The sequence below is a fragment of the Micromonospora sp. DT201 genome (genome assembly GCF_049841575.1).
Classification (GTDB): Bacteria; Actinomycetota; Actinomycetes; order Mycobacteriales; family Micromonosporaceae; genus Micromonospora.
Map to the genome: position 1 here is coordinate 139198 of NZ_JBNCKP010000001.1, position 19100 is coordinate 158297.

16 protein-coding genes and 1 riboswitch are annotated in these 19100 nt (G+C 71.2%); of the genes, 11 read left to right on the plus strand and 5 right to left on the minus strand.

Annotation, left to right across the window (positions count from 1 at the left end; genetic code table 11):
• Positions 1 to 238 precede the first annotated feature (238 nt).
• Positions 239 to 348, plus strand: a riboswitch (TPP riboswitch).
• The 7 genes from thiE to thiC all read left to right on the plus strand — a co-directional run bounded on the left by thiE (position 343) and on the right by thiC (position 6222).
• Entirely contained in the window at positions 343 to 969 is a 627-nt protein-coding gene (thiE, locus tag ACLQ28_RS00740) for a thiamine phosphate synthase (protein WP_425684249.1), read from the plus strand. Its footprint overlaps the riboswitch before it by 6 nt.
• Positions 966 to 2123 carry a glycine oxidase ThiO gene (gene thiO, locus ACLQ28_RS00745; RefSeq protein ID WP_425684741.1) on the plus strand — a complete coding sequence of 386 codons (1158 nt, stop codon included), beginning with the start codon at positions 966 to 968 and terminating at the stop codon, positions 2121 to 2123. Before thiE ends, thiO begins: the two co-directional genes overlap by 4 nt.
• The gene (gene thiS, locus ACLQ28_RS00750; RefSeq protein WP_425684250.1) at positions 2114 to 2314 is read left to right on the plus strand and encodes a sulfur carrier protein ThiS; all 201 of its coding nucleotides are present in this window, start codon (positions 2114 to 2116) and stop codon (positions 2312 to 2314) included. The genes thiO and thiS overlap by 10 nt, the downstream gene beginning before the upstream one ends.
• Complete coding sequence (locus ACLQ28_RS00755) at positions 2311 to 3090, plus strand: thiazole synthase (protein ID WP_425684251.1); 780 nt, start codon at positions 2311 to 2313, stop codon at positions 3088 to 3090. Before thiS ends, ACLQ28_RS00755 begins: the two co-directional genes overlap by 4 nt.
• Entirely contained in the window at positions 3087 to 3830 is a 744-nt protein-coding gene (locus ACLQ28_RS00760) for a thiamine phosphate synthase (RefSeq protein ID WP_425684252.1), read from the plus strand. The genes ACLQ28_RS00755 and ACLQ28_RS00760 overlap by 4 nt, the downstream gene beginning before the upstream one ends.
• Positions 3827 to 4612 (plus strand): bifunctional hydroxymethylpyrimidine kinase/phosphomethylpyrimidine kinase, encoded by a 786-nt coding sequence (gene thiD, locus ACLQ28_RS00765; protein ID WP_425684253.1) that lies wholly within the window; start codon positions 3827 to 3829, stop codon positions 4610 to 4612. The genes ACLQ28_RS00760 and thiD overlap by 4 nt, the downstream gene beginning before the upstream one ends.
• A 17-nt stretch (positions 4613 to 4629) precedes the next feature.
• Complete coding sequence (thiC, locus tag ACLQ28_RS00770; RefSeq protein WP_425684254.1) at positions 4630 to 6222, plus strand: phosphomethylpyrimidine synthase ThiC; 1593 nt, start codon at positions 4630 to 4632, stop codon at positions 6220 to 6222.
• A gap of 206 nt (positions 6223 to 6428) precedes the next feature.
• On the opposite strand, the gene ACLQ28_RS00775 is transcribed toward thiC, so the two are convergent.
• The 4 genes from ACLQ28_RS00775 to ACLQ28_RS00790 form a co-directional block, all read right to left on the minus strand.
• The gene (locus ACLQ28_RS00775; protein WP_425684255.1) at positions 6429 to 9245 is read right to left on the minus strand and encodes a hypothetical protein; all 2817 of its coding nucleotides are present in this window, start codon (positions 9243 to 9245) and stop codon (positions 6429 to 6431) included.
• A gap of 77 nt (positions 9246 to 9322) precedes the next feature.
• Positions 9323 to 9634 carry a cupin gene (locus tag ACLQ28_RS00780; protein WP_425684256.1) on the minus strand — a complete coding sequence of 104 codons (312 nt, stop codon included), beginning with the start codon at positions 9632 to 9634 and terminating at the stop codon, positions 9323 to 9325.
• Positions 9631 to 10581 carry an LLM class F420-dependent oxidoreductase gene (locus tag ACLQ28_RS00785; protein WP_425684257.1) on the minus strand — a complete coding sequence of 317 codons (951 nt, stop codon included), beginning with the start codon at positions 10579 to 10581 and terminating at the stop codon, positions 9631 to 9633. Before ACLQ28_RS00785 ends, ACLQ28_RS00780 begins: the two co-directional genes overlap by 4 nt.
• Positions 10582 to 10583: 2 nt before the next feature.
• Entirely contained in the window at positions 10584 to 11369 is a 786-nt protein-coding gene (locus tag ACLQ28_RS00790) for an ABC transporter ATP-binding protein (RefSeq protein WP_425684258.1), read from the minus strand.
• A gap of 268 nt (positions 11370 to 11637) precedes the next feature.
• On the opposite strand from ACLQ28_RS00790, the gene ACLQ28_RS00795 reads away from it, so the two are divergent.
• Both ACLQ28_RS00795 and ACLQ28_RS00800 read left to right on the plus strand, forming a co-directional pair.
• Complete coding sequence (locus ACLQ28_RS00795; RefSeq protein ID WP_425684259.1) at positions 11638 to 12669, plus strand: ABC transporter substrate-binding protein; 1032 nt, start codon at positions 11638 to 11640, stop codon at positions 12667 to 12669.
• Between the two features lie 99 nt (positions 12670 to 12768).
• Positions 12769 to 13623, plus strand: a complete 855-nt coding sequence (locus tag ACLQ28_RS00800) for an ABC transporter permease (protein WP_425684260.1) — start codon at positions 12769 to 12771, stop codon at positions 13621 to 13623.
• Between the two features lie 252 nt (positions 13624 to 13875).
• Here the strand turns inward: ACLQ28_RS00800 and ACLQ28_RS00805 are convergent, their stop codons facing one another.
• On the minus strand, positions 13876 to 15054 hold the full coding sequence (locus tag ACLQ28_RS00805) for an ABC transporter substrate-binding protein (protein ID WP_425684261.1): 1179 nt from the start codon (positions 15052 to 15054) through the stop codon (positions 13876 to 13878).
• A 444-nt stretch (positions 15055 to 15498) separates the two neighbouring features.
• On the opposite strand from ACLQ28_RS00805, the gene ACLQ28_RS00810 reads away from it, so the two are divergent.
• Positions 15499 to 18615: a sensor histidine kinase gene (locus ACLQ28_RS00810; RefSeq protein ID WP_425684262.1), complete on the plus strand. Its 3117-nt coding sequence runs from the start codon at positions 15499 to 15501 to the stop codon at positions 18613 to 18615.
• Complete coding sequence (locus ACLQ28_RS00815) at positions 18612 to 19019, plus strand: roadblock/LC7 domain-containing protein (RefSeq protein ID WP_007465177.1); 408 nt, start codon at positions 18612 to 18614, stop codon at positions 19017 to 19019. The genes ACLQ28_RS00810 and ACLQ28_RS00815 overlap by 4 nt, the downstream gene beginning before the upstream one ends.
• The last annotated feature ends 81 nt before the right edge of the window (positions 19020 to 19100 follow it).

The window sequence follows — 19100 nt, forward strand, 5'->3', positions numbered from 1 at the left end:
TACACCGTGCCAGGGTGGCCCCTCCGACATTTTGTCGAATCGCTGAACAAATTAATTCGGCTCGCTCGATGTCCGGCAAGATGCCGGCGGGTAACGGTTCTGCAACAGCGGGCGACATTCCGAACAGGACTGGATCAACCGCCCATCGATTTCGCTCGTTGGGGGACGTGGTCCGGCTCACCGTCCGCCGCCGCTGCCTCGCCTTGGCAGACCGGCGGATCTGTCGTACGGTGACACGCAAGTAACCCACGGGAGCCCGGTGTACCGGGCTGAGAGGGGGGCTGACAGCCCCCGACCGTTGAACCTGATCCGGGTAATGCCGGCGCAGGGAGGAGCGTTGCCGTGCCGTCCCTAGGACGACTGCATCTGATCACCGACACCCGACCCGGGCAGGACCCACTCACCGTGGTCCGGGCCGCCCTCACGGCGGCCCGCGCCGACCTGGTGGTGCAGGTCCGGGTCGAGGACTCCGCTACCGACCGCGAGGCGTACGACCTGGCCCGACGGGTGCTGGCGCTCTGCGCGCCGTACCAGGCGACCTGCCTGGTCAACGACAGGTTGCACGTGGCGCTCGCGGTGGGTGCCGACGGTGGGCACGTCGGCGCGGACGACCTGCCGGTCGCCGCCGCCCGCCGGGTGCTCGGCCCGACCGGGGTGCTCGGAGCCACCGCCCGCGCGCCGGAAACCGCGACCGAGGCCGTCACGGCGGGAGCCAGCTACCTGGGCGTCGGGCCATGCCACCCCACCAGCACGAAGTCCGGCCTGCCGGACCCCATCGGGCCCGCCGGGGTACGCGCTGTCGTCGACGCCGTCGACGTGCCGGTCATCGCGATCGGGGGAGTGACCGCCGCCCGGGTGCCTGCGCTGCGGGCCGCCGGGGCGTACGGGGTGGCGGTGGTCGGTGCGGTGTCCGGCGCCGCCGATCCGGCACGGGCGACCGCCGAGCTGATCGAGGCCCTGACGTGCTGACCGGCCGGTCGGAGTCAGCGCCATCGAGCGACTGGGTCCGGCCGGACGTTGCGGTGGTGGGGGCGGGGCCGATCGGGCTGGCAATCGCCTGGCGCTGCGCCGCCCGAGGGCTGCGCGTGGTGGTGCACGATCCGGCACCCGGCTCGGGGGCGTCGGCGGTGGCCGCCGGCATGCTCGCACCCGTCGCCGAGGCGTACTTCGGTGAACGGCAGCTGACCGAACTGCTGCTGGCGTCCGCCGCCCGCTGGCCGACGTTCGCCGCCGAGCTGACCGAGGCGACCGGCGCCGACATCGGCTACCGGACCGAGGGCACCCTGCTGGTCGGGCTGACCGGCGACGACCTGGCTGAGGCACGCCGACTCTGGGCGTACCAGCAGGGTTTGGGCCTGCCCGTGACCCTGCTGCGCCCCACCGAGCTGCGCGACCGCGAGCCGGCGCTCGCCCCTCGGGTGCGAGGCGGCGCGCTCGCGCCCACCGACCACCAGGTCGACCCCCGGTTGGTGCTGCCGGCGCTGCGCACGGCAGCGCAGCGGGCCGGCGCGGTGCTGGTGCCGCAGACAGTTCGGCTCCTGTCCGACGTGGATGCACGGATCACCGTGGTCGCCGCCGGCTGCGGGGCCGCCGCACTCACCGGTCTGCCCGTGCGGCCGGTGAAAGGCCAGATCCTCCGGCTCCGCGCGCCCGATGGCGTCGCGCCGGGCTTCCGGCACGTGATCCGGGGGTACGCCGACGGCGAACCCGTCTACCTGGTGCCCCGAGCCGACGGCGAGGTCGTGCTCGGTGCGACGGTCGAGGAACGGTCGGACACCACGGTCACCGCCGGAGCGGTGCAACGCCTGCTCCGCGCCGGCGTCGACCTGCTGCCCGAGCTGGCCGAGTACGACCTGGTCGAGGCGGTCGCCGGGCTGCGCCCGGGCACCCCGGACAACGCACCGATCCTCGGGACGCTGCCCGGCCGGCCGGACGTCCTGGCCGCCACCGGGCACCACCGACACGGCATCGTGCTCACCCCGATCACCGCCGACCTGATCGCCGACCTGGTGCTCACCGGCGTACCCGACCCGCTGCTCGCGCCCTTTCGTGCTGACCGGTTCGTCGGCGCGGCGGTCGGCGGCGGACCTGAATCGACGTTGGAGGGGGACCTGTGGAGTTGACGGTGAACGGGGCCGGGCGCAGTGTCCCCGGCGGCGCATCTGTGGCGGAGCTGGTCCGCGACATCGTGCCTCAGCAGCGTGGGGTCGCGGTCGCGGTCAACGGCGAGGTGGTGCCCCGGGCCGGCTGGGCGACCACGGCGCTGCGCGACGGTGACCGGGTCGAGGTGCTCACCGCGGCGCAGGGCGGGTGAGCGGCGTGCCATTCGAGCTGGGTGGGGAGACGTTCACCTCGCGGCTGATCCTCGGCACCGGTGGTGCCGCGAACCTGCACGTGCTGGAGCAGGCGATCCGGGCGTCCGGCACCGAGCTGGTCACCCTGGCGTTGCGTCGGGTGGGCACCGCACCGGGTTCCACCGGTGGGCTGCTGGAGCTGCTGGATCGGTGCGGGGTTCGGCTGCTGCCGAACACCGCCGGCTGCCACACCGCGACCGAGGCGGTGAAGGTGGCCCGGCTGGCCCGGGACGCGTTCGACACCGATTGGATCAAGCTGGAGGTGATCGGCGACGAGCGGACGCTGCTGCCCGACGGGGTGGAGTTGCTCCGCGCCGCCGAGGAGTTGGTCGCCGATGGCTTCACCGTCCTGCCGTACACCAGCGACGACCCGGTGCTCGCCCGCCGACTCGCCGACGTGGGTTGCGCCGCGGTGATGCCGGCCGGCTCCCCGATCGGCTCCGGGCTCGGAATCGGCAACCCCCACCACATCCGGCTCATTTGTCAGGGTGTCGACGTGCCGGTGATCCTCGACGCGGGCATCGGCACCGCCTCCGACGCGGCCCTGGCCATGGAGCTGGGCTGCGACGCGGTGCTGCTGGCCAGCGCGGTCACCCGCGCCGCCGACCCGGTGGCGATGGCCACGGCGATGCGGTACGCGGTCGAGGCCGGCAACCTGGCGGCCAGCGCCGGCCGGATCGCCCGCCGTTTTCATGCCCTACCCTCCACCCCCGACGAGGGAAGACCCGACCTGTGACCCCGCCGTCCGGTGTCGTCGTGTTGACCGATCGGCTCGTCGCACAGCGAGGGCTCGACCGGGTTGTGGCGGGGGCCGTGGCCGGGGGAGTGCGCTGGGTGGTGCTGCGGGAGAAGGACCTGCCCCGCACCGAGCGCGCCGCCATCGCCGCCGACCTGCGCGCGATCCTCGCCGAGGTCGACGGAACCCTCATCGTGGCCGGCCCCGACCCGCTCGACGGCGACGCCGTTCACCTGCCGGCCGCCGGCCCGTACCCGCCGCCGACCCACCGGCTGGTCGGCCGCTCCTGCCACCACCACACCGAACTCGACCGACTGACCACCGAGCACTACGCCACCGTCTCCCCGGTCTACGCAACCCAAACGAAACCCGGCTACGGCCCACCCCTGGAGATTGCGGGGCTGAGCAGCCTGGTCCGCATCAGCCCGGTACCTCTGCTGGCCCTCGGCGGAGTGGAAACCCCACAACAGGTAACCGCCTGCGTCCAAGCAGGAGCCACCGGAGTAGCAGTACTAGGCGCACTAATGCGAGCCCAAGACCCCACCGAAACAGCAGCCACCCTGACCAGCGCTTATGCCGAGGCGGTCACCCCTGAGCTCTCTAAAGCTGGCGCGGAGGCACTCAGGTCTCCACGAGCGGGGCTGCGGCCGACCGTGCCCACGCAGGGATCAAGCCTGACCGCCCGGAGTGGGCACGGTCGGCCGCAGCCCCCAACCGCAACCACAGGCGAGGGAAAATGACCCCGCGAACACTGCTGACAATCGCCGGCTCCGACTCCGGCGGCGGCGCAGGAATCCAGGCCGACCTCAAGGTCTTCGCTGCGCTGGGCGCGTACGGCACCAGCGTCCTCACGGCGGTCACCGCGCAGAACACCCAGGGTGTCGACGCCGTGCTGCCACTGCCTCCGCGCACGGTCACCGAGCAGCTGGACAGCGTGCTCAGCGACTTCACCGTCTGCGCGGTCAAGACGGGGATGCTCGGCACCCCGGCGGTCGCCGACGTGGTGGCCGAGGCCGCAAGGGACGGCCGGTTGCCTCAGCTCGTCGTCGACCCGGTGCTGGTCGCCACGAGTGGTCACCGGCTCGGCGTGGTGGGCGCGGTGGAGAGGCTGCTGCCGTACGCCAAGGTGGCGACACCGAACTGCGCGGAGGCCGCGGCCATCACCGGGCGCCCGGTGGACGACGTGGCCGGGATGGTCGTGGCCGCCGAGGCGCTGGTGGCCGGCGGCTCGGAATACGTGGTGGTCACAGGCGGTGACCTTGGCGGGGGCGAGGCGGTCGACGTGTTGCACGGCGGCGGCGTCACCACTGCGCTGCGCGCACCCCGGGTGGCCACCCGGCACACCCACGGCACCGGTTGTTCGTTCTCGGCGGCGATCGCGGTGCGGCTCGCGTTGGGCGATCCGGTGCCGGCGGCGGTGGGGGCCGCCAAGGAGTACGTGCTCCGCGCGCTGACCGGCGCGCGGGGTTGGGAGCTGGGCGCGGGACGTGGGCCGCTGGACCACTTCGGCTGGTCCGCTTGATCATCAGGGAGGCTGTCATGCAAGCACGAGGCAAGGTGTACGTCGAGGGTTCGCGGCCGGATGTCCGGGTGCCGTTCGCGGAGGTGGAGCTGACCGGGGACCATCCGCCGGTGCGGCTCTACGACACGTCGGGTCCCGGATCTGACCCCGAGGTGGGGCTGCCGCCGCTGCGGGGGCCGTGGATCGCCGAGCGCGGTGATGTGGCACCGGTGCGGGGTGCGGGTACGCCGCTGGCCGGGGCGGACGGTCGCCGGCCCACCCAGCTTGCGTACGCGCGGGCTGGCGTGGTGACGCCGGAGATGGAGTTCGTGGCGATCCGGGAGAACGTCGACCCGGAGCTGGTCCGGTCCGAGATCGCCGCCGGGCGGGCGGTGCTGCCCCTCAACGTGAACCACCCGGAGTGCGAGCCGGCGATCATCGGCAAGGCGTTCCTGGTCAAGGTGAACGCCAACATCGGCACCTCGGCGGTCAGCTCGTCGGTCGCCGAGGAGGTGGAGAAGCTGACCTGGGCCACCCGCTGGGGTGCGGACACCGTGATGGACCTGTCCACCGGCAAGCGGATCCACGAGACCCGCGAGGCGATCGTGCGGAACTCGCCGGTGCCGATCGGGACGGTGCCGATCTACCAGGCGTTGGAGAAGGTCGGCGGTGACCCGGTGAAGTTGAGCTGGGAGGTGTTCCGGGAGACCGTGATCGAGCAGGCCGAGCAGGGCGTGGACTACATGACGGTGCACGCCGGGGTGCTCCTGCCGTACGTGCCGCTGGCCGTGGACCGGGTGACCGGGATCGTGTCCCGAGGCGGTTCGATCATGGCGGCGTGGTGCCTGGCGCACCACGAGGAGAACTTCCTCTACACGAACTTCGAGGAGCTGTGTTCGCTGCTCGCGAAGTACGACGTGACGTTCTCCCTCGGCGACGGGCTGCGGCCCGGCTCGATCGCCGACGCCAACGACGAGGCGCAGTTCGCCGAGCTGCGCACCCTGGGTGAGCTGACGAAGGTCGCCTGGGCGTACGACGTCCAGGTGATGATCGAGGGCCCCGGCCACGTGCCGATGCACAAGATCAAGGAGAACGTGGACCTGCAGCAGGAGTGGTGCCACGAGGCGCCCTTCTACACGCTCGGGCCGCTGACCACCGACATCGCTCCGGCGTACGACCACATCACCTCGGCGATCGGCGCCGCGATGATCGGAATGTTCGGCACCGCGATGCTCTGCTACGTCACCCCCAAGGAGCACCTCGGCCTGCCGGACCGTGACGATGTGAAGGCGGGTGTGATCGCGTACAAGATCGCGGCACACGCGGCGGACCTGGCCAAGGGGCACCCCGGCGCGCAGGACTGGGACGACGCGCTGTCGAAGGCGCGTTTCGAGTTCCGCTGGGAGGACCAGTTCAACCTTTCGTTGGACCCGGAGACGGCGCGGTCGTACCACGACGCGACGCTGCCGGCCGAGCCGGCGAAGACGGCCCACTTCTGCTCGATGTGTGGCCCGAAGTTCTGCTCCATGAAGATCACCCAGGAGCTCAAGGAGTACGCGGCCCGCGGCATGAAGGGTAAGTCGGAGGAGTTCGTCTCCGGCGGTGGGAAGGTCTACCTGCCGCTAGCCTGACCGGTCCCGCACTCGGGGCGCAGCCGGCGGCCAGCGGTGACTGTCGGTCACTTCGGTCGTGGCGGATGCGGTAGTGAGCGGTATACCAGAGAGTCATATTTATACCTCTGTGGTATACCGCTCAACAGCACGTCGGCATGGCAGGCAGCCAAGTCGATAACGAGGGCCCTTCGCCGCGCCCGCGTTCCGATGCGCGATCTCGTGGGTCAGTCGCGGTAGTGCCGACCGGTGGAGCGCAGCGACCGGCGGCCGCTCTCCTGCTCCGGCTCGTTGTCCGACACCGGCTTGCTCAGACCGGCGACCCAGTCGACGAACTCCTCGTCCTGGTTCGGCAGCGGCTCCGTCTCGGCCGACGGCTCCTGGCTTTCCTCTTCGGTCCGGGACCCCTTGCGGCGGAACAGGCCGCCGAGCCGTCCTCGCCGGGAGGGCTGTTCCGCCACCACTGCGGCGGTCGGCGCGGCAGCCGGCGCGTCATCGGTACGCGCCGGGTCGGCTGTGCCGGTGGTGGTGGCGGCATCGGAGGGCGCGCCGGCCTGGCTCGGGACGACCGGGGACGACGTCGTGCTCGCAGGTCCGGCGGGGGTGGCTGGAGCGGCCTGCCCCGGGACGACCGGGGAAGCCGTCGTCGCAGGTTCGGCGGGGGTGGCTGAGACAGCCGGTTCGCTGGCTGCTGCCGACTCAGCCGCCGTCGACTGGGCGGTCTTCTGCGGCTCCACCGGCCCGGCACGGCGGGCGGTGTTGAAGGCGTCCCAGGTGCTGACCCGGCTCAGGTCCGGCAACGGCGCCCGGTGCCGAGGCCTCGGCGTCGGCTCAGTCGGCTCATCCGGCCCGGTCGCCGTCTCCGCTGCTGTTGACCCCGGGTCAGAGGCTTGCGGCGGCACCCCCCGCGTCGAGGTGACCGGCCAGGCTGGCGCTGTCGGCGTCCACCGGTCCGCATCCGGGTCGCTGCTGGCAGTGATCCCGAACAACCCAGCGGTGGAATCGTCCTCGGTGGCGGGCCGCGCGCTGTCGGTCTCGTCGGCACTGGTGGCTGCGGGTCCACTTGCCGGTTCGGAAGGCGACCCAGCGGAGCCGGTGGCAGCTCCGGCCGGGGTGCGCGGTGAGCCGCCGGCTCGGGGCGTGGCGGCGGTCGGGGTAGCCGGTGCCCTGGTCGAACCGGTTGCGGTGGCCGGCGCGGCTGCTGCCGTTGACGCGGCGGAGCCATCGGCCGGGATGGCCCCGGTGGGCAGACCGGACCCGGAGCCCTGGTTCTCCGCGCTGCGCGCCGGAGTGCCGGTGGCCTTGCCCGGAGCGGTCCGGTCGGCCGACTTTCCGGGCCGGGTGACCTTTCTGGTCCGACCGGTGGTCGTCTCGTCGGTGGTCGTCTCGTCGGTGGTCGTTCCGTCGGTGGTGTCCGAATCGGGTGACGGTGTGTCGTCCGGCGTGGGGGAGGCAGTGACGTCCGGGCTGGCCTTCGGCTTACGGGTACGCCGCGGCTTGAGCGTCAGCGGTGCGTCAGCCGTGCCGGCGTCGGCCGCGCCCGTGCTGGTCGTATCCGTGTTGGCCGTGCCTGCGCTGGACGTAGCCGGGTTGGTCGTGGCGGAGCTGGGTGCGCCCGCACTGGCCGGGGTCGCACTGGCCGGGGGCGCACCGGCCTGGGCCGCACTGGCCGGGGGCGCACTGGCCGGGGTCGCACTGGCCGGGGGCGCGGTGTCGGCCGGGGAGGTGACGGCCGGGGAGGTGACGGCCGGGGAGGTGACGGCCGGGGAGGTGACGGCGTCCCGGCTCGATCTGCGCGTCGTCAACGCCTCGGTGGAGAAGTCAGTGGTCGGGTCGGTCCGCCAGGCCGCAGGTGTCGCCGGCGCGGCGGGGGTCGGACCGTGCTGGCCGCTCGCGGTGGTCGCCGGCCAGTCCCAGTGCGCTGGGACGGTGCGCACGCCATCGGAGGCACCTGCGGCACGCGGACCCGGGGTGGTGCCGGTCAGCTCGGTGCCGGCCAGCTCGGTGCCGGTCAGCTCCGCGCCCGCCGGCTGCCCGACCGGCGGCTCGGTGTTGGCGAGCTGCGCGTCGGGGCGCTCGACGGTGTCCCGGTCGGTCGCCGGACTTGTCGACGCCGTGCTGGGCAGGGCCGGGCTGGTGGGCAGCGGTTGCAGGATGTCGCTGGGCTCGATGGCCTGCGGATCCGCGGTGTGGGGACCCGCCGGCCGGCGCAGCAGCGCCGCGGCGGCCGCGCCGAGCGCACCGGCAAGGATTGCGATCAACGAGCCGTAGTAGGGGGTGACCTGGTAACGGTCTACCGCGTCGCCCGGGCCGGCAGTCAGGTAGGCGAACGCCACCAGCGCCGGACCGGCCACCCCGGTAGCTCCGCTGACCAGTGGAGCCTGGCCCCGCCAGCGAGCCAGCCCTGCGGTCGCGGCACCGGTCAGCAGCGCCACGGTGGGCAGCAGGAGCAGCGCCAGCCGTTGTGCGGCGGCGTCGTTCAGCCAGCTCGGCTCCAACACGCCGAGCCGGACGGTCGGCAGTGGGCCGGCCGCACCGAGCGACGGCAAGACGGAGATCAGCGCCAGCAGCCAGACCGCGCCGGCCACAATCGCCATGTTCCAGCCGAGCTCGGGCCGGAGCAGGACGGCGATCGCGGCGCCCGCCCCGATCACCGCACCGAGCACGGCGCAGATGCCCACCGCCCAGACCGGGTCGACGGAGATCAGCTCCGCGGCGCGGGCCGGCTGCATGCAGAGCGGGGCGATGACTGTGGCACCGAGCGCCGCCGCGCCACCGATCGCCAAGTGTCGGCCGGTGCTGGCTGCCGGAGCGTCTCGGCGAGCGAGGCGTCCGGTCAGGACGGCGCCGACGACGGCGGCGTTCGCGGCGAACCAGCCAACCCAGACGAGCTGGGCCGGCCACTGGTTGACGGTCGTGCCGGTGAAGGTGCCGGTTAGCCGGACGATGCCGAAACCGTACGCGACGCCGAGCTGGCCGGCTCCGGCCAGCACGCTCACCCCGAGCGCCGTGAGCAGCAGTCTGCCCCAGGTCCGAAAGGCCATGACCGGCACGTTACGCACCCGGTACACCCGATGGCCACCGGCGCGCCGCGCGGCGCGTCGGCCCGCGCTCGGCGGGTCTACTTGAGTTCGACCAGCCGAGCGAGGTAAGTCGTGTCTCCGACATTGGTGAGCATGTGCACAGCCCCCGGATCCCGGTAGACCACTCCGCCGGTGGGTTCGTCGGCGTCGATGCGGGTGCCGTCGATGGTCTGTACGACGTTCTTCGCGCCCTCGATCGCCACCACCAGGTACGGGTGATCATGCCGGTGCAGCGGTTGCCGCTCGCCCGGCTCGAGGCGGATGTGCCAGACCCGGACCCGGTCGTTCTCGTACACGATCTCCTGGCCCACCGGCCCGAGTTCGGTCTCGTCGACGATCACGTCGGTCATCGTTCTCCGTCCAGTTGGGGGAGCACCTCGGCTGCGATCAGCTCAAGGTGGTCGAGATCATCGAAGTCGATCAGGCGCAGGTGGACCCGGGTGGCGCCGATCGCGGCGAACTCGCCGATCCGCTGGGCGAGCTGCGCGGGCGAGCCGACCACCGGGTCCTCCGGCGGCAGCGCGCTCTTCTCGTGCAGGGGTGCGGCACGCCGCTGGGCCTCCGCGTCGGTCCGGCCGATGGCCACGACGATCCCGGCGGAGAGCACCAACTCCTCGCGCCCGGACTCCGACCGACCGGTGCGTTCGCACGCCTCACGCACCCGGTCGAACGCCTTGGCTGTGTCCGCCACGGACTTGAAGGGCATGTTGAACTCGTTGGCGTATCGGGCGGCCAGCTCGGGAGTGCGCTTGGGGCCGCGCCCGCCTACGATGATCGGTGGCCCGGGCACCTGCACCGGCTTGGGTAGGCCCGGGGCGTCCACCAGGTGGTAGTGCTCGCCGGTGAAGTTGTAGGTCTCGCCGGACGGGGTCCGCCACAGCCCGGTGATCACTTCAAGCTGCTCGGCCAGCCGGTCGAAGCGCTCGACGACCGGCGGGAACGGGATGCCGTACGAGGTGTGCTCGCGCTCGTACCAGCCGGCGCCGATGCCCAGGTCGACACGGCCGCCGCTCATCTGGTCGACCTGCGCGACCATGATCGCGAGAGGGCCGGGCAGGCGGAAGGTGGCGGACGTCACCAGGGTGCCGAGCCGGATCCGTTCGGTCTCCCGGGCCAGCGCGGCGAGGGTCAGCCAAGCGTCCGTCGGGCCGGGTAGACCCGGGTCGGCGCCCATCGACTGGTAGTGGTCGGCGCGGAGGAAACCCTCGTACCCGCAGGCCTCGACCACCCGGGCGAACCGGAGCTGGTCGTCGTAGCTGGCACCCCGGTGCGGCTCGGTGAAGACCGAAACCCGCATGTTCATCGTCCTTCCGCGCCGGCCGCAGCCGGCTGGTCGCGTTCCATCAACAGCTCGTGGAGGTCGGCGCTGACCTGGGCGACATCCGCCAGGTGGGCGTTGCGGCCCAGGGTGCGGGGCCGGGGGATCGCGACGTCGACCACCTTGCGGATCCGGCCGGGGCGGGGGCTCAGCACGACCACCCGGTCGGCGAGCAGCACCGCCTCGTCGATCGAGTGGGTGACGAAGACGATGGTCGGCTTGTTCTCCATGTGCACCCGCTGGAGTTCGCCGGAGAGCTCCTCGCGGGTGAGTGCGTCCAGAGCGGAGAACGGCTCGTCCATCAACATCACCCGGGGCTCACCGATCAACGACCGGCACAGCGACACCCGCTGCTGCATGCCGCCGGAGAGTTCGTGCGGCAGCCGCTTCTCGAAGCCGGACAACCCGGCAACGTCGAGCAGCTGCCGGGCCCGCTCGCGGTGCTTGGCCCGGCTCCAGCCGAAGATCTCCACCGGCAGCATGACGTTGTCCAGCACGGTGCGCCAAGGCAGCAGCGCCGGCTTCTGGAACAGCATGGCGATGTCCTGGCGAGGGCGGGCGATCGGCGTACCGGCCACGGTGATCTCACCGGCGGTCAGCGGAAGCAGCCCGGCGATCAGCCGCAGCAGGGTGGACTTGCCGCAACCGGAGCGGCCGAGCACGGCGACGAACTCGCCTTCGGCGACGTCGAGGTTGATGCCACGTAGCGCCTCCACCCGGCCCGATCGGCCTTCGAAGGTACGGGACACCCCGGCCAGTTGGATCATCTCCGGCGTACCTCCGCTGAGTGGACGGTCAGTAATCCGGCAAAGGCTAGCTGCACTGTCTGCGTATCGCACCGTCCGGGGTGGTCATCAGGTTGTTTCCGTTCCGCAACCCGATACGCCTGGCGTCGCAACTGCGGGTTTCTCGTACGCTGTGCCCGCGAAGAGTCCCTTCACAACTGCGGAGCCCGGCTTGCCCCTCCTGCCGGCCCGTCAAGACAACCCCCTCCGGTGGCCTGCCGGCCCCGGTCGGAAAGGACATGGTGCACTAATGAGAAGGCTGACCCGTACGGTCGCTACGGCCGCGCTGGCCACCGCCCTCGCCCTTGTCTCCGCCTGCAGCAGCGGGTCGGATTCGGCCGACGACGCCAAGGGGGGTGACGGCAAGGCGCTGGAGAAGGTGACCTACCTCACCTCCTTCGGTCAGTTCGGCCGTGACGCCTACGCCTGGGTGGCGAAGGACAAGGGCTTCTTCAAGGACGCCGGCTTCGACGTCGAAATCAAGGCCGGTCAGGGCACCGGTGGTGTGATCCAGACCATCGTCGGCGGCCAGGCTGACTTCGGCCCGGTCGACCTCACCGGCAGCCTGCTCCAGGTCGGCAACGGCCAGGCGAAGGACTTCACCGTGGTGGCCGCGATCCAGCAGCGCACCATGGCGGGCATCGCCACGCTCGAGGGCAAGAGCATCGCCTCGCCGAAGGACCTGGAGGGCAAGAAGCTCGCCGACACCCCCGGTTCCGTGGTCCGCAACCTCTTCCCGACGTACGCCCGGCTCGCTGGTGTGGACGCGAGCAAGGTGACCTGGGTCAACGGTGATGCGCAGACCCTGATCGGCACGCTGGCCAACGGCTCGGTCGACGGCATCGGCCAGTTCGTCGTCGGTCAGCCGACCATCGAGGCGGCGGCCAGGAAGAAGGCCGTCATGCTGCCGTACAGCAACGTGATGCAGGACCTCTACGGCAACGTGCTGATCACGTCTTCGAAGATCGCCAAGGAGAAGCCCGAGATGGTGAAGCGGTTCACCGCGGCGCTGCTCAAGGGCCTGGAGTACAGCCTGGCCAACTCCAAGGAGGCCGGCGAGATCCTGAAGAAGAACGTCGACGCCGCCAACAAGGACGCCGCCGCCGCCGAGCTGGACCTGATGGCCGCGTACGTCCGTTCCGGCAACACCGGCACCGCGATCGGCACCCTGGACAGCGGTCGGGTCGCCAAGAGCATCGCCATCCTGCAGGGCGCTGGCTCGCTCAAGCAGAACATCACCCCCGAGCAGATCATCGACTTCAGCCTCGCGCCGAAGGCCTGATCCTCCGGTCGTCACCAGGGGGTGCGTCCCGCCGATTCCGGTGGGGCGTACCCCCGTCGCTCGTCGGCCCCCGGGGCCGTGGATTTCGAGGAGAACAAGATGACCGACGTCCGGTCGGCGGATCCGGCGCAGGTGGCACCTCCACCCGCGGGTAGTGGCCGCGAGGCGGGACGGGTGGGTCGAGGTGCCGGTCTTCGCGCCGGGGCGGCGCTGCTGCCTGCGGCCGGCCTTCTGGTCGCTCTGGCGGCGTGGTGGCTGATCGCCCGGCTGGAACTGGTTCACCCTGCCGCTCTGCCACCGCCCGGCGACGTGCTCGCCGCGTTCATCGACAAGCCCGCCCAGATGCTGGAGCACACCTGGGGGACCCTGCTGGAGATCCTGACCGGCTTCGCCCTCTCGGCGGTTGCCGGTGTTCTGATCGGACTGTCCCTGGCCAGTTCCCGCACGGTGGAGCGGATGTTCACCCCGCTGCTGGTCGCGGTGAACGCGGTGCCGAAGATCACGTTGGGCCCGCTGCTGGTGGTGGCGCTCGGCTGGGGTCAGAAGCCGATCCTCACCATGGTGTTCCTTCTCTGCTTCTTTCCGATCGTGCTCTCCACCGCGACCGGGCTGACCACCACGCCGGCTGACCTGGCGGAGTTGGTGCGCTCCTGGAACGCCTCCCGCTGGCAGGCGTTCCGCAAGGTGCGCTTTCCGGCCGCGCTGCCGCAGATCTTCGTCGGGCTCAAGGTGGCCATGCCACTGGCCGCGATCGGCGCGGTGATCGGCGAGTTCCAGGCCGGTGAGAAGGGCCTCGGCTATGTGATCCTTCAGTACGCTGGCGTCGGCGACACCGCCACCGCGTGGGCGGCGATCATGCTGGTGGCACTGGTGAGCATCCTGCTCTATTCGGCGCTCCTGCTGATCGAGCGGATCGCCCTGCCCTGGGTGCGAGAAACCACCAGCAGCCGCTAACCAACAGAACAGACAAGACCAAAGACCAGCACCAAGACACAGATCAAGATCAACACCAAAAAACGCGAAAGGGCCGGCCTCCCCAGTAGGAGGCCGGCCCTTCGCTCGAAGCCGCAGGCGAGAAGGTGTGGCCGACCGTGCCCGGCGGAGGGATCAAGCCTGACCGCCCGGAGCCGGGCACGGTCGGCCACACCCCACCCGGCACCCCGACGAACCCGCCGGACCAGCGAGCTACACGAGGCCCAGAAGCGTTTACCCCGCCAACCGCCACCGGCCGTTGCGAGCGACCAACGTGGTGAGCGCCTGCGGCATCAGCCCGCTGTGGTTGTCCGGCGTCATCCGGATCGGGCCGGACAGCCCGTCCATCTGGGAGGTCTCAAGCACGTCCCGAATGCCGTTGCGGTCCACCTTCCCAATCTCGCCACCCGCGCGAAGCTCCGCGTCGGCGATCAGCTGGACGGCATCCGCGGCGAAGGAGGAGGACCCGTTGTAGCCGCCGAAGCGCGCGGTGTAGTCCTGGAACCACTGCCGCCGCGCCGCCTTGGCCGGTGTGGTCGCAATCACGTCGTCGATCACCATCGTCTGGGTGAAGATCAGAGTGGCACGCTCGGTCGCCTTGGTCGCCGCGCCGAGGAAGAGATCTCCGGCCGCACTCGCGTCGAAGAAGAGCGGCCCACGGAAGGTGGTCTGCTGGGCGCTGGTGGCGGCCAGGGTCGCCTGCTCCGGCGGGGTCCAGAAGACCAGCGCGTCCGGCTTGCCTGACGTGAGCTGTCGGATCTGCTGGCTGACGTCGGTGTCGGTGGTCTTGGCCTTCTGCTCGCGGAGCGTGATGTTGGCCTTGTCCAGTTCCCTCTTGAGTGCGGTCGCGCCCTCCCGGCCGTAGTCGTCGTCGCTGACGAGCATCCCCACCTTGCGGATGTTGTTGCGGCGCAGTTCGGTGGTCAGTGCCGCCGCGCTGTCCGGGGCGTTAGGGCCCAACTTGAACACGTAGCGCCGTTCGGCGACTGGGCCGGCGATCGCGCCGGAAGCGGCGAGCGCAATGGTGGGAATCCGCTTGTCGTTGATGGTTGCGACCGCACCGATCGCGCATTCGTTGCAGCCACCCATGATGATGGCGCTGACCCCGGAATCGCTGCTGAAGTCGGCGATGTTGCGAAGTGACTCGGCCGAGTCAGAACGGTTGTCCTTCACCTTCAGCTTGACCTCCCGGCCGTTCAGTGCGCCGGAGGAGTTCAGCTGCTCGACCTTGAGTTCGAGGGCCCGCTGGTATGTCCGCCCAAGCGGGGCGGCGGCGCCGGAGAGTTCGAGGTCAGCGGCGATCACGATTGGACTCGTGTCCTGCTCCGCCCCGCCAAACTGGCAGCCGGTGAGCGTGGTGGCCACTACGGCCGATGCGAGCGCCGCGATGGTCGCGGAGCGGATGGGGCTCAACTCAGTCCTCCAGGTGCGGGCGCGGGCGCTGCCCGGTCACCGCCGCTAATCCGTCCTCAGTGGAAGACGGGATCTCCTCTGCCGTACGGTGTGCGCGAAGCCTGCAAAACCTTGCCAATGGCCGGCGCTGTGGTCAAGCGCGGACCCCGGCAGCATTCTCGGGACGGCCATCCCACATGCTGGGGTAACGCAATGTTTGCAAAAGATTACTTTGCATACACGCGTGACCACTCAAGAGTTACATGCCCTGTTCAGGGGCTTGCGGAAATGAAGGTATCAGTTGCCCGGATCACGGGATGCGCTCCGTCCGACCGTTTCCTACCTCACTGCGGCTTCCCAAACAGGATCTTCTCTGATGAAATCGCGGCCGTGCCGCGCGTGGTCCCCTCCGCTTACGGCATGGCTCGGCGGCTCAGGCGGGGAAGAAACGACGGAGGCAATGTCGTGAGCACCGGACCGACGACCCTGCCCGCGCTCGGCGAAGGCGAGCGGCGTACGCGCCGACGGTTGCCGAGACTGCGGGACGCCCGGATCCGGTCCAAACTGGCGTTGATCCTCGTCGTCCCGGTGGCGGCGGTGATCGCGCTGGCGACGGTCCGTCTGATCTCCGTTGGCGAGGGTGCCCTCGACGCCACCCAGGCCCGGTCGCTGACGGCCCTCTCCATCGACGTCAGCGCTCTTACGCAGGACCTGCAAGCCGAGCGGATGGCCGCGGCCGCCTACCTGGCCACGCCGCAGCAGCCGGCCGACGCGTACAACCTGCGGGTCCGTGCGACGCAGCAGCAGGTGGACGAATACCGTGCCGAGCGAGGCCGAGTCGGCGAGGTGCCGGCGGCCCTGCGGGACCGCCTGGCCGCCATCGACGGCCACCTGGCCACTCTGGACGGCACCCGTCAGGAGGTGCTGGACCGCCGGCAGATGGCGGTCGCCGAGGCGGTGCTCCGCTACGGGGTCATCCTCACCGACCTGGTCGCCTACGGCGACGGCCTGGCCCAGCTGCCTGGCGACGAGAGCCTGGCGGACAGCCGCCGCGCGGTCTCCGCCTTCGCCCGCGCCAAGGCTTCCGTCGCCGAGGAAGAGGCGGTCGCCTTCACCGCTCTGTCGGCGGGCCAACTCGACTCGGAGCAGTTCTCCTCCTTCGTGGCCACGCTGACCAGCCAGCAGGAGGCCCTGGTCTCCTTCTCTCTGGCCGCGGACCCGGTGCAGCGCGCCCTGGTCGACAGCACCGTCTCCGGTGACGCGGTCGGCCTCTCCGACCGGGTGGCGACCGACATCACCCGCTCGGTCGGGCAGCGCCCGCTGGTGACCGCACAGGACGCCACCGCCGCCATCGGTGCCGTACAAGACCTGATGCGCTGGGCCGAGCTCCAACTGCAGGACCGGCTGCTCCAGCAGGCCGACCAGGCACGCTCGGATGTCATCCGGCAGGCCGTGATCGAGTCCGTCCTGGTCCTGCTGACCCTGATCATCGCCGTGTCGCTGGCCGTGGTGCTGGCCCGCTCGCTCAACCACTCGCTGCGCAGGCTGCGTGAGGGCGCGCTCTCGGTGGCCAACCACGATCTGCCCGACGCGGTGCGGCGGCTGCAGAACATGGGCAGCGTCAGTGACGGCGGTGTGGACGAGATCGTCCGGCAGGTCCGGGACCCGATCCAGCTCAACAGCCGCGACGAGGTCGGTCAGGTGGCGTTGGCCTTCAACGTCGTCCACCGGGAGGCGGTGCGGGTCGCCGCCGAGCAGGCCGCGCTGCGCACCAGCGTCTCGGCGATGTTCCTCAACCTGGCACGTCGTAGTCAGACCCTGGTCGACCGGATGATCGGCGAGCTGGACGCGATCGAGCGCGGCGAGGAGGACCCGAAGCGGCTCGCGCAGCTCTTCGAGCTCGACCACCTCGCCACTCGAATGCGCCGCAACGACGAGAACCTGCTGGTCCTGGCCGGCGCGGACTCGGCCGTACCGCGCCGTGACGACGCGCTGGTGGTGGACGTGCTGCGCGCCGCCCAGTCCGAGGTGGAGCTGTACAACCGCATCGAGTTCGGGACGGTCGACACCGACATCTCGGTGGCCGCGCACGCGGTCAACGACGTGGTACGCCTCGTCGCCGAGCTGCTCGACAACGCGACCCGGTTCTCACCGCCGAACACCACGGTGGTCGCCGACGGTCGCCGGATCCGCGACTACGTCCTGATCCAGATCGAGGACCGCGGGCTCGGCCTCACCGACGAACAGCTCGACTCGCTCAACCGCCGGTTGGCCGCCCCGCCGAGCGTCGACGTCGCCGCGTTCCGGCTGATGGGTCTGGCCGTGGTGAGTCGGCTCGCCGCCCGCTACGGCATCCGGGTGGAGCTGCGCCGCAACGTCGAGGGCGGCACCGTCGCCCAGGTGACGCTGCCCGCCACCACCGTGGTGCTGCCCAATAACCGGGGCCGCGAGCAGGTGCTCAGCCGGCCGCGTCAGCCGATGGCTGTGGAGCAGACGCCGCTCACCCCGGTCGGTCACACCGAGCAGTTCGCCGGTGCCGCAACCTCGGCGACCCTGCCCGACCAGTGGCGGACCAACGCCCCAGCACCCGCCCAGTGGCAATCCCCGCTGGACTCCCGGGACACCACCCCGGCCGTACAGGCGGGCGGCTACGCCGGCACGCGCCCAATGGTGCCGCCCGTGCCGGCTCCGGCCGCCCCGGCACCCGCCGCTCCGCTCCCGCCGGCACAGCCCACGTACAGCAACGGCTCGGGTGCGTCGACGAGCAGCCCCACCGTGGCCTACCCGACCATCGATTCGCTGCCTAGGCGCGGTTCGACCGCGGCTGCCGCGGACGGACGCAGTGCCCCCGGTCTTCCGGTCGGTCCGGTCGCCGGCCCGGGCGCGGTGGCACCATCCGCAGCGCCGCCGGCGCCAGCCGCACCGGTCAGCACCCGGCCCGACTTCCCCGCCGAGGCGCCGATCTTCCGGGAGATGGAGGCGGTCTGGTTCCGGTCGCACGGCGACGACGCCACCGCGATCTTCACCCGGCCCAAGTTCGACGAGCCGCCAGCGCCCGCCGCTGCCGCTCCGGCCGACGCCGGGCTGCGCTCGGGCAACGGCGGTCAGCCGAGCGCCGCGTCCGCGCCGGCCCGGCCGCCACTGCCGACCCGCACCCCCGGCAGTTCCAACACCGACAGCCCCACCACGCCGAGCAGCGGGGGCCGCGGTAGCGCGACTGCCGGTGGGCTCGGCACGCCGCCGTCCTACTCTCCGCCTTCGGCCGCCCGGACGGCGCCGACCGCCCCCACTGCCCCCGCCGCGGACCCGCACGCCTGGCGGACGGCTGCCGACGAGGGCTGGTCGCGGGCCAGCCAGGCCGCCGAACCGGCTCCCGCCGGGACCACCCGCTCCGGGCTGCCCAAGCGGGTGCCGCAGCAACAGCTCGTACCGGGCGGCATCGAACCGAAGAGCGGCCGGGACCGCAGCCGCCGGACCCCCGATGAAGTACGCGGTCTGTTGTCGGCCTACCACCGCGGTGTTCAGCGTGGTCGGACGGCCGGAACGGACCTGAACAGCACCTCGACCAAGGAGAGCCGATGAACAGGCCAGCTGCCATGCAGGACATGGGTTGGCTGCTCACCAACTTCGCCGACAGCGTGGCGGGCATCGCCCACGTGGTGGCGGTATCCGCCGACGGGCTGCTGCTCGCGTCCTCCCGGGATTTGCCGGGGGACCGGGCGGATCAGCTCGCCGCGATCACGTCCGGCGTGGTGAGCCTGACCGAGGGCGCAGCCCGGATGTTCAGCGCGGGCGGGGTGTTGCAGACAGTTATCGAGATGGACAGCGGCTATCTCTTCCTGATGTCGATCAGCGACGGCTCGTCGATGGCCGTACTGGCCGCGCGCAGCTGCGACGTGGGCCAGGTGGGTTACGAGATGGCGCTGCTGGTCGAGCGGGTGGGTGCCGCGCTGGTGCCGCTGCCGCGCGACGCGGTGCGTTCGTAGCATTGCAGGACGGCGCTCATACCGTGCGCCGGATCAGGGACGCGAGGCGGCACAGACCGGCTCCACAGGGGACGAGGAGGT

Coding starts and splice junctions, on each gene's coding strand:
- thiD (WP_425684253.1), top strand. CDS start 3,827: ATGACCCCGCGAACACTGCTGACAATCGCCGGCTCCGACTCCGGCGGC.
- thiC (WP_425684254.1), top strand. CDS start 4,630: ATGCAAGCACGAGGCAAGGTGTACGTCGAGGGTTCGCGGCCGGATGTC.
- ACLQ28_RS00775 (WP_425684255.1), bottom strand. CDS start 9,245: ATGGCCTTTCGGACCTGGGGCAGACTGCTGCTCACGGCGCTCGGGGTG.
- ACLQ28_RS00780 (WP_425684256.1), bottom strand. CDS start 9,634: ATGACCGACGTGATCGTCGACGAGACCGAACTCGGGCCGGTGGGCCAG.
- ACLQ28_RS00785 (WP_425684257.1), bottom strand. CDS start 10,581: ATGCGGGTTTCGGTCTTCACCGAGCCGCACCGGGGTGCCAGCTACGAC.
- ACLQ28_RS00790 (WP_425684258.1), bottom strand. CDS start 11,369: ATGATCCAACTGGCCGGGGTGTCCCGTACCTTCGAAGGCCGATCGGGC.
- ACLQ28_RS00795 (WP_425684259.1), top strand. CDS start 11,638: ATGAGAAGGCTGACCCGTACGGTCGCTACGGCCGCGCTGGCCACCGCC.
- ACLQ28_RS00800 (WP_425684260.1), top strand. CDS start 12,769: ATGACCGACGTCCGGTCGGCGGATCCGGCGCAGGTGGCACCTCCACCC.
- ACLQ28_RS00815 (WP_007465177.1), top strand. CDS start 18,612: ATGAACAGGCCAGCTGCCATGCAGGACATGGGTTGGCTGCTCACCAAC.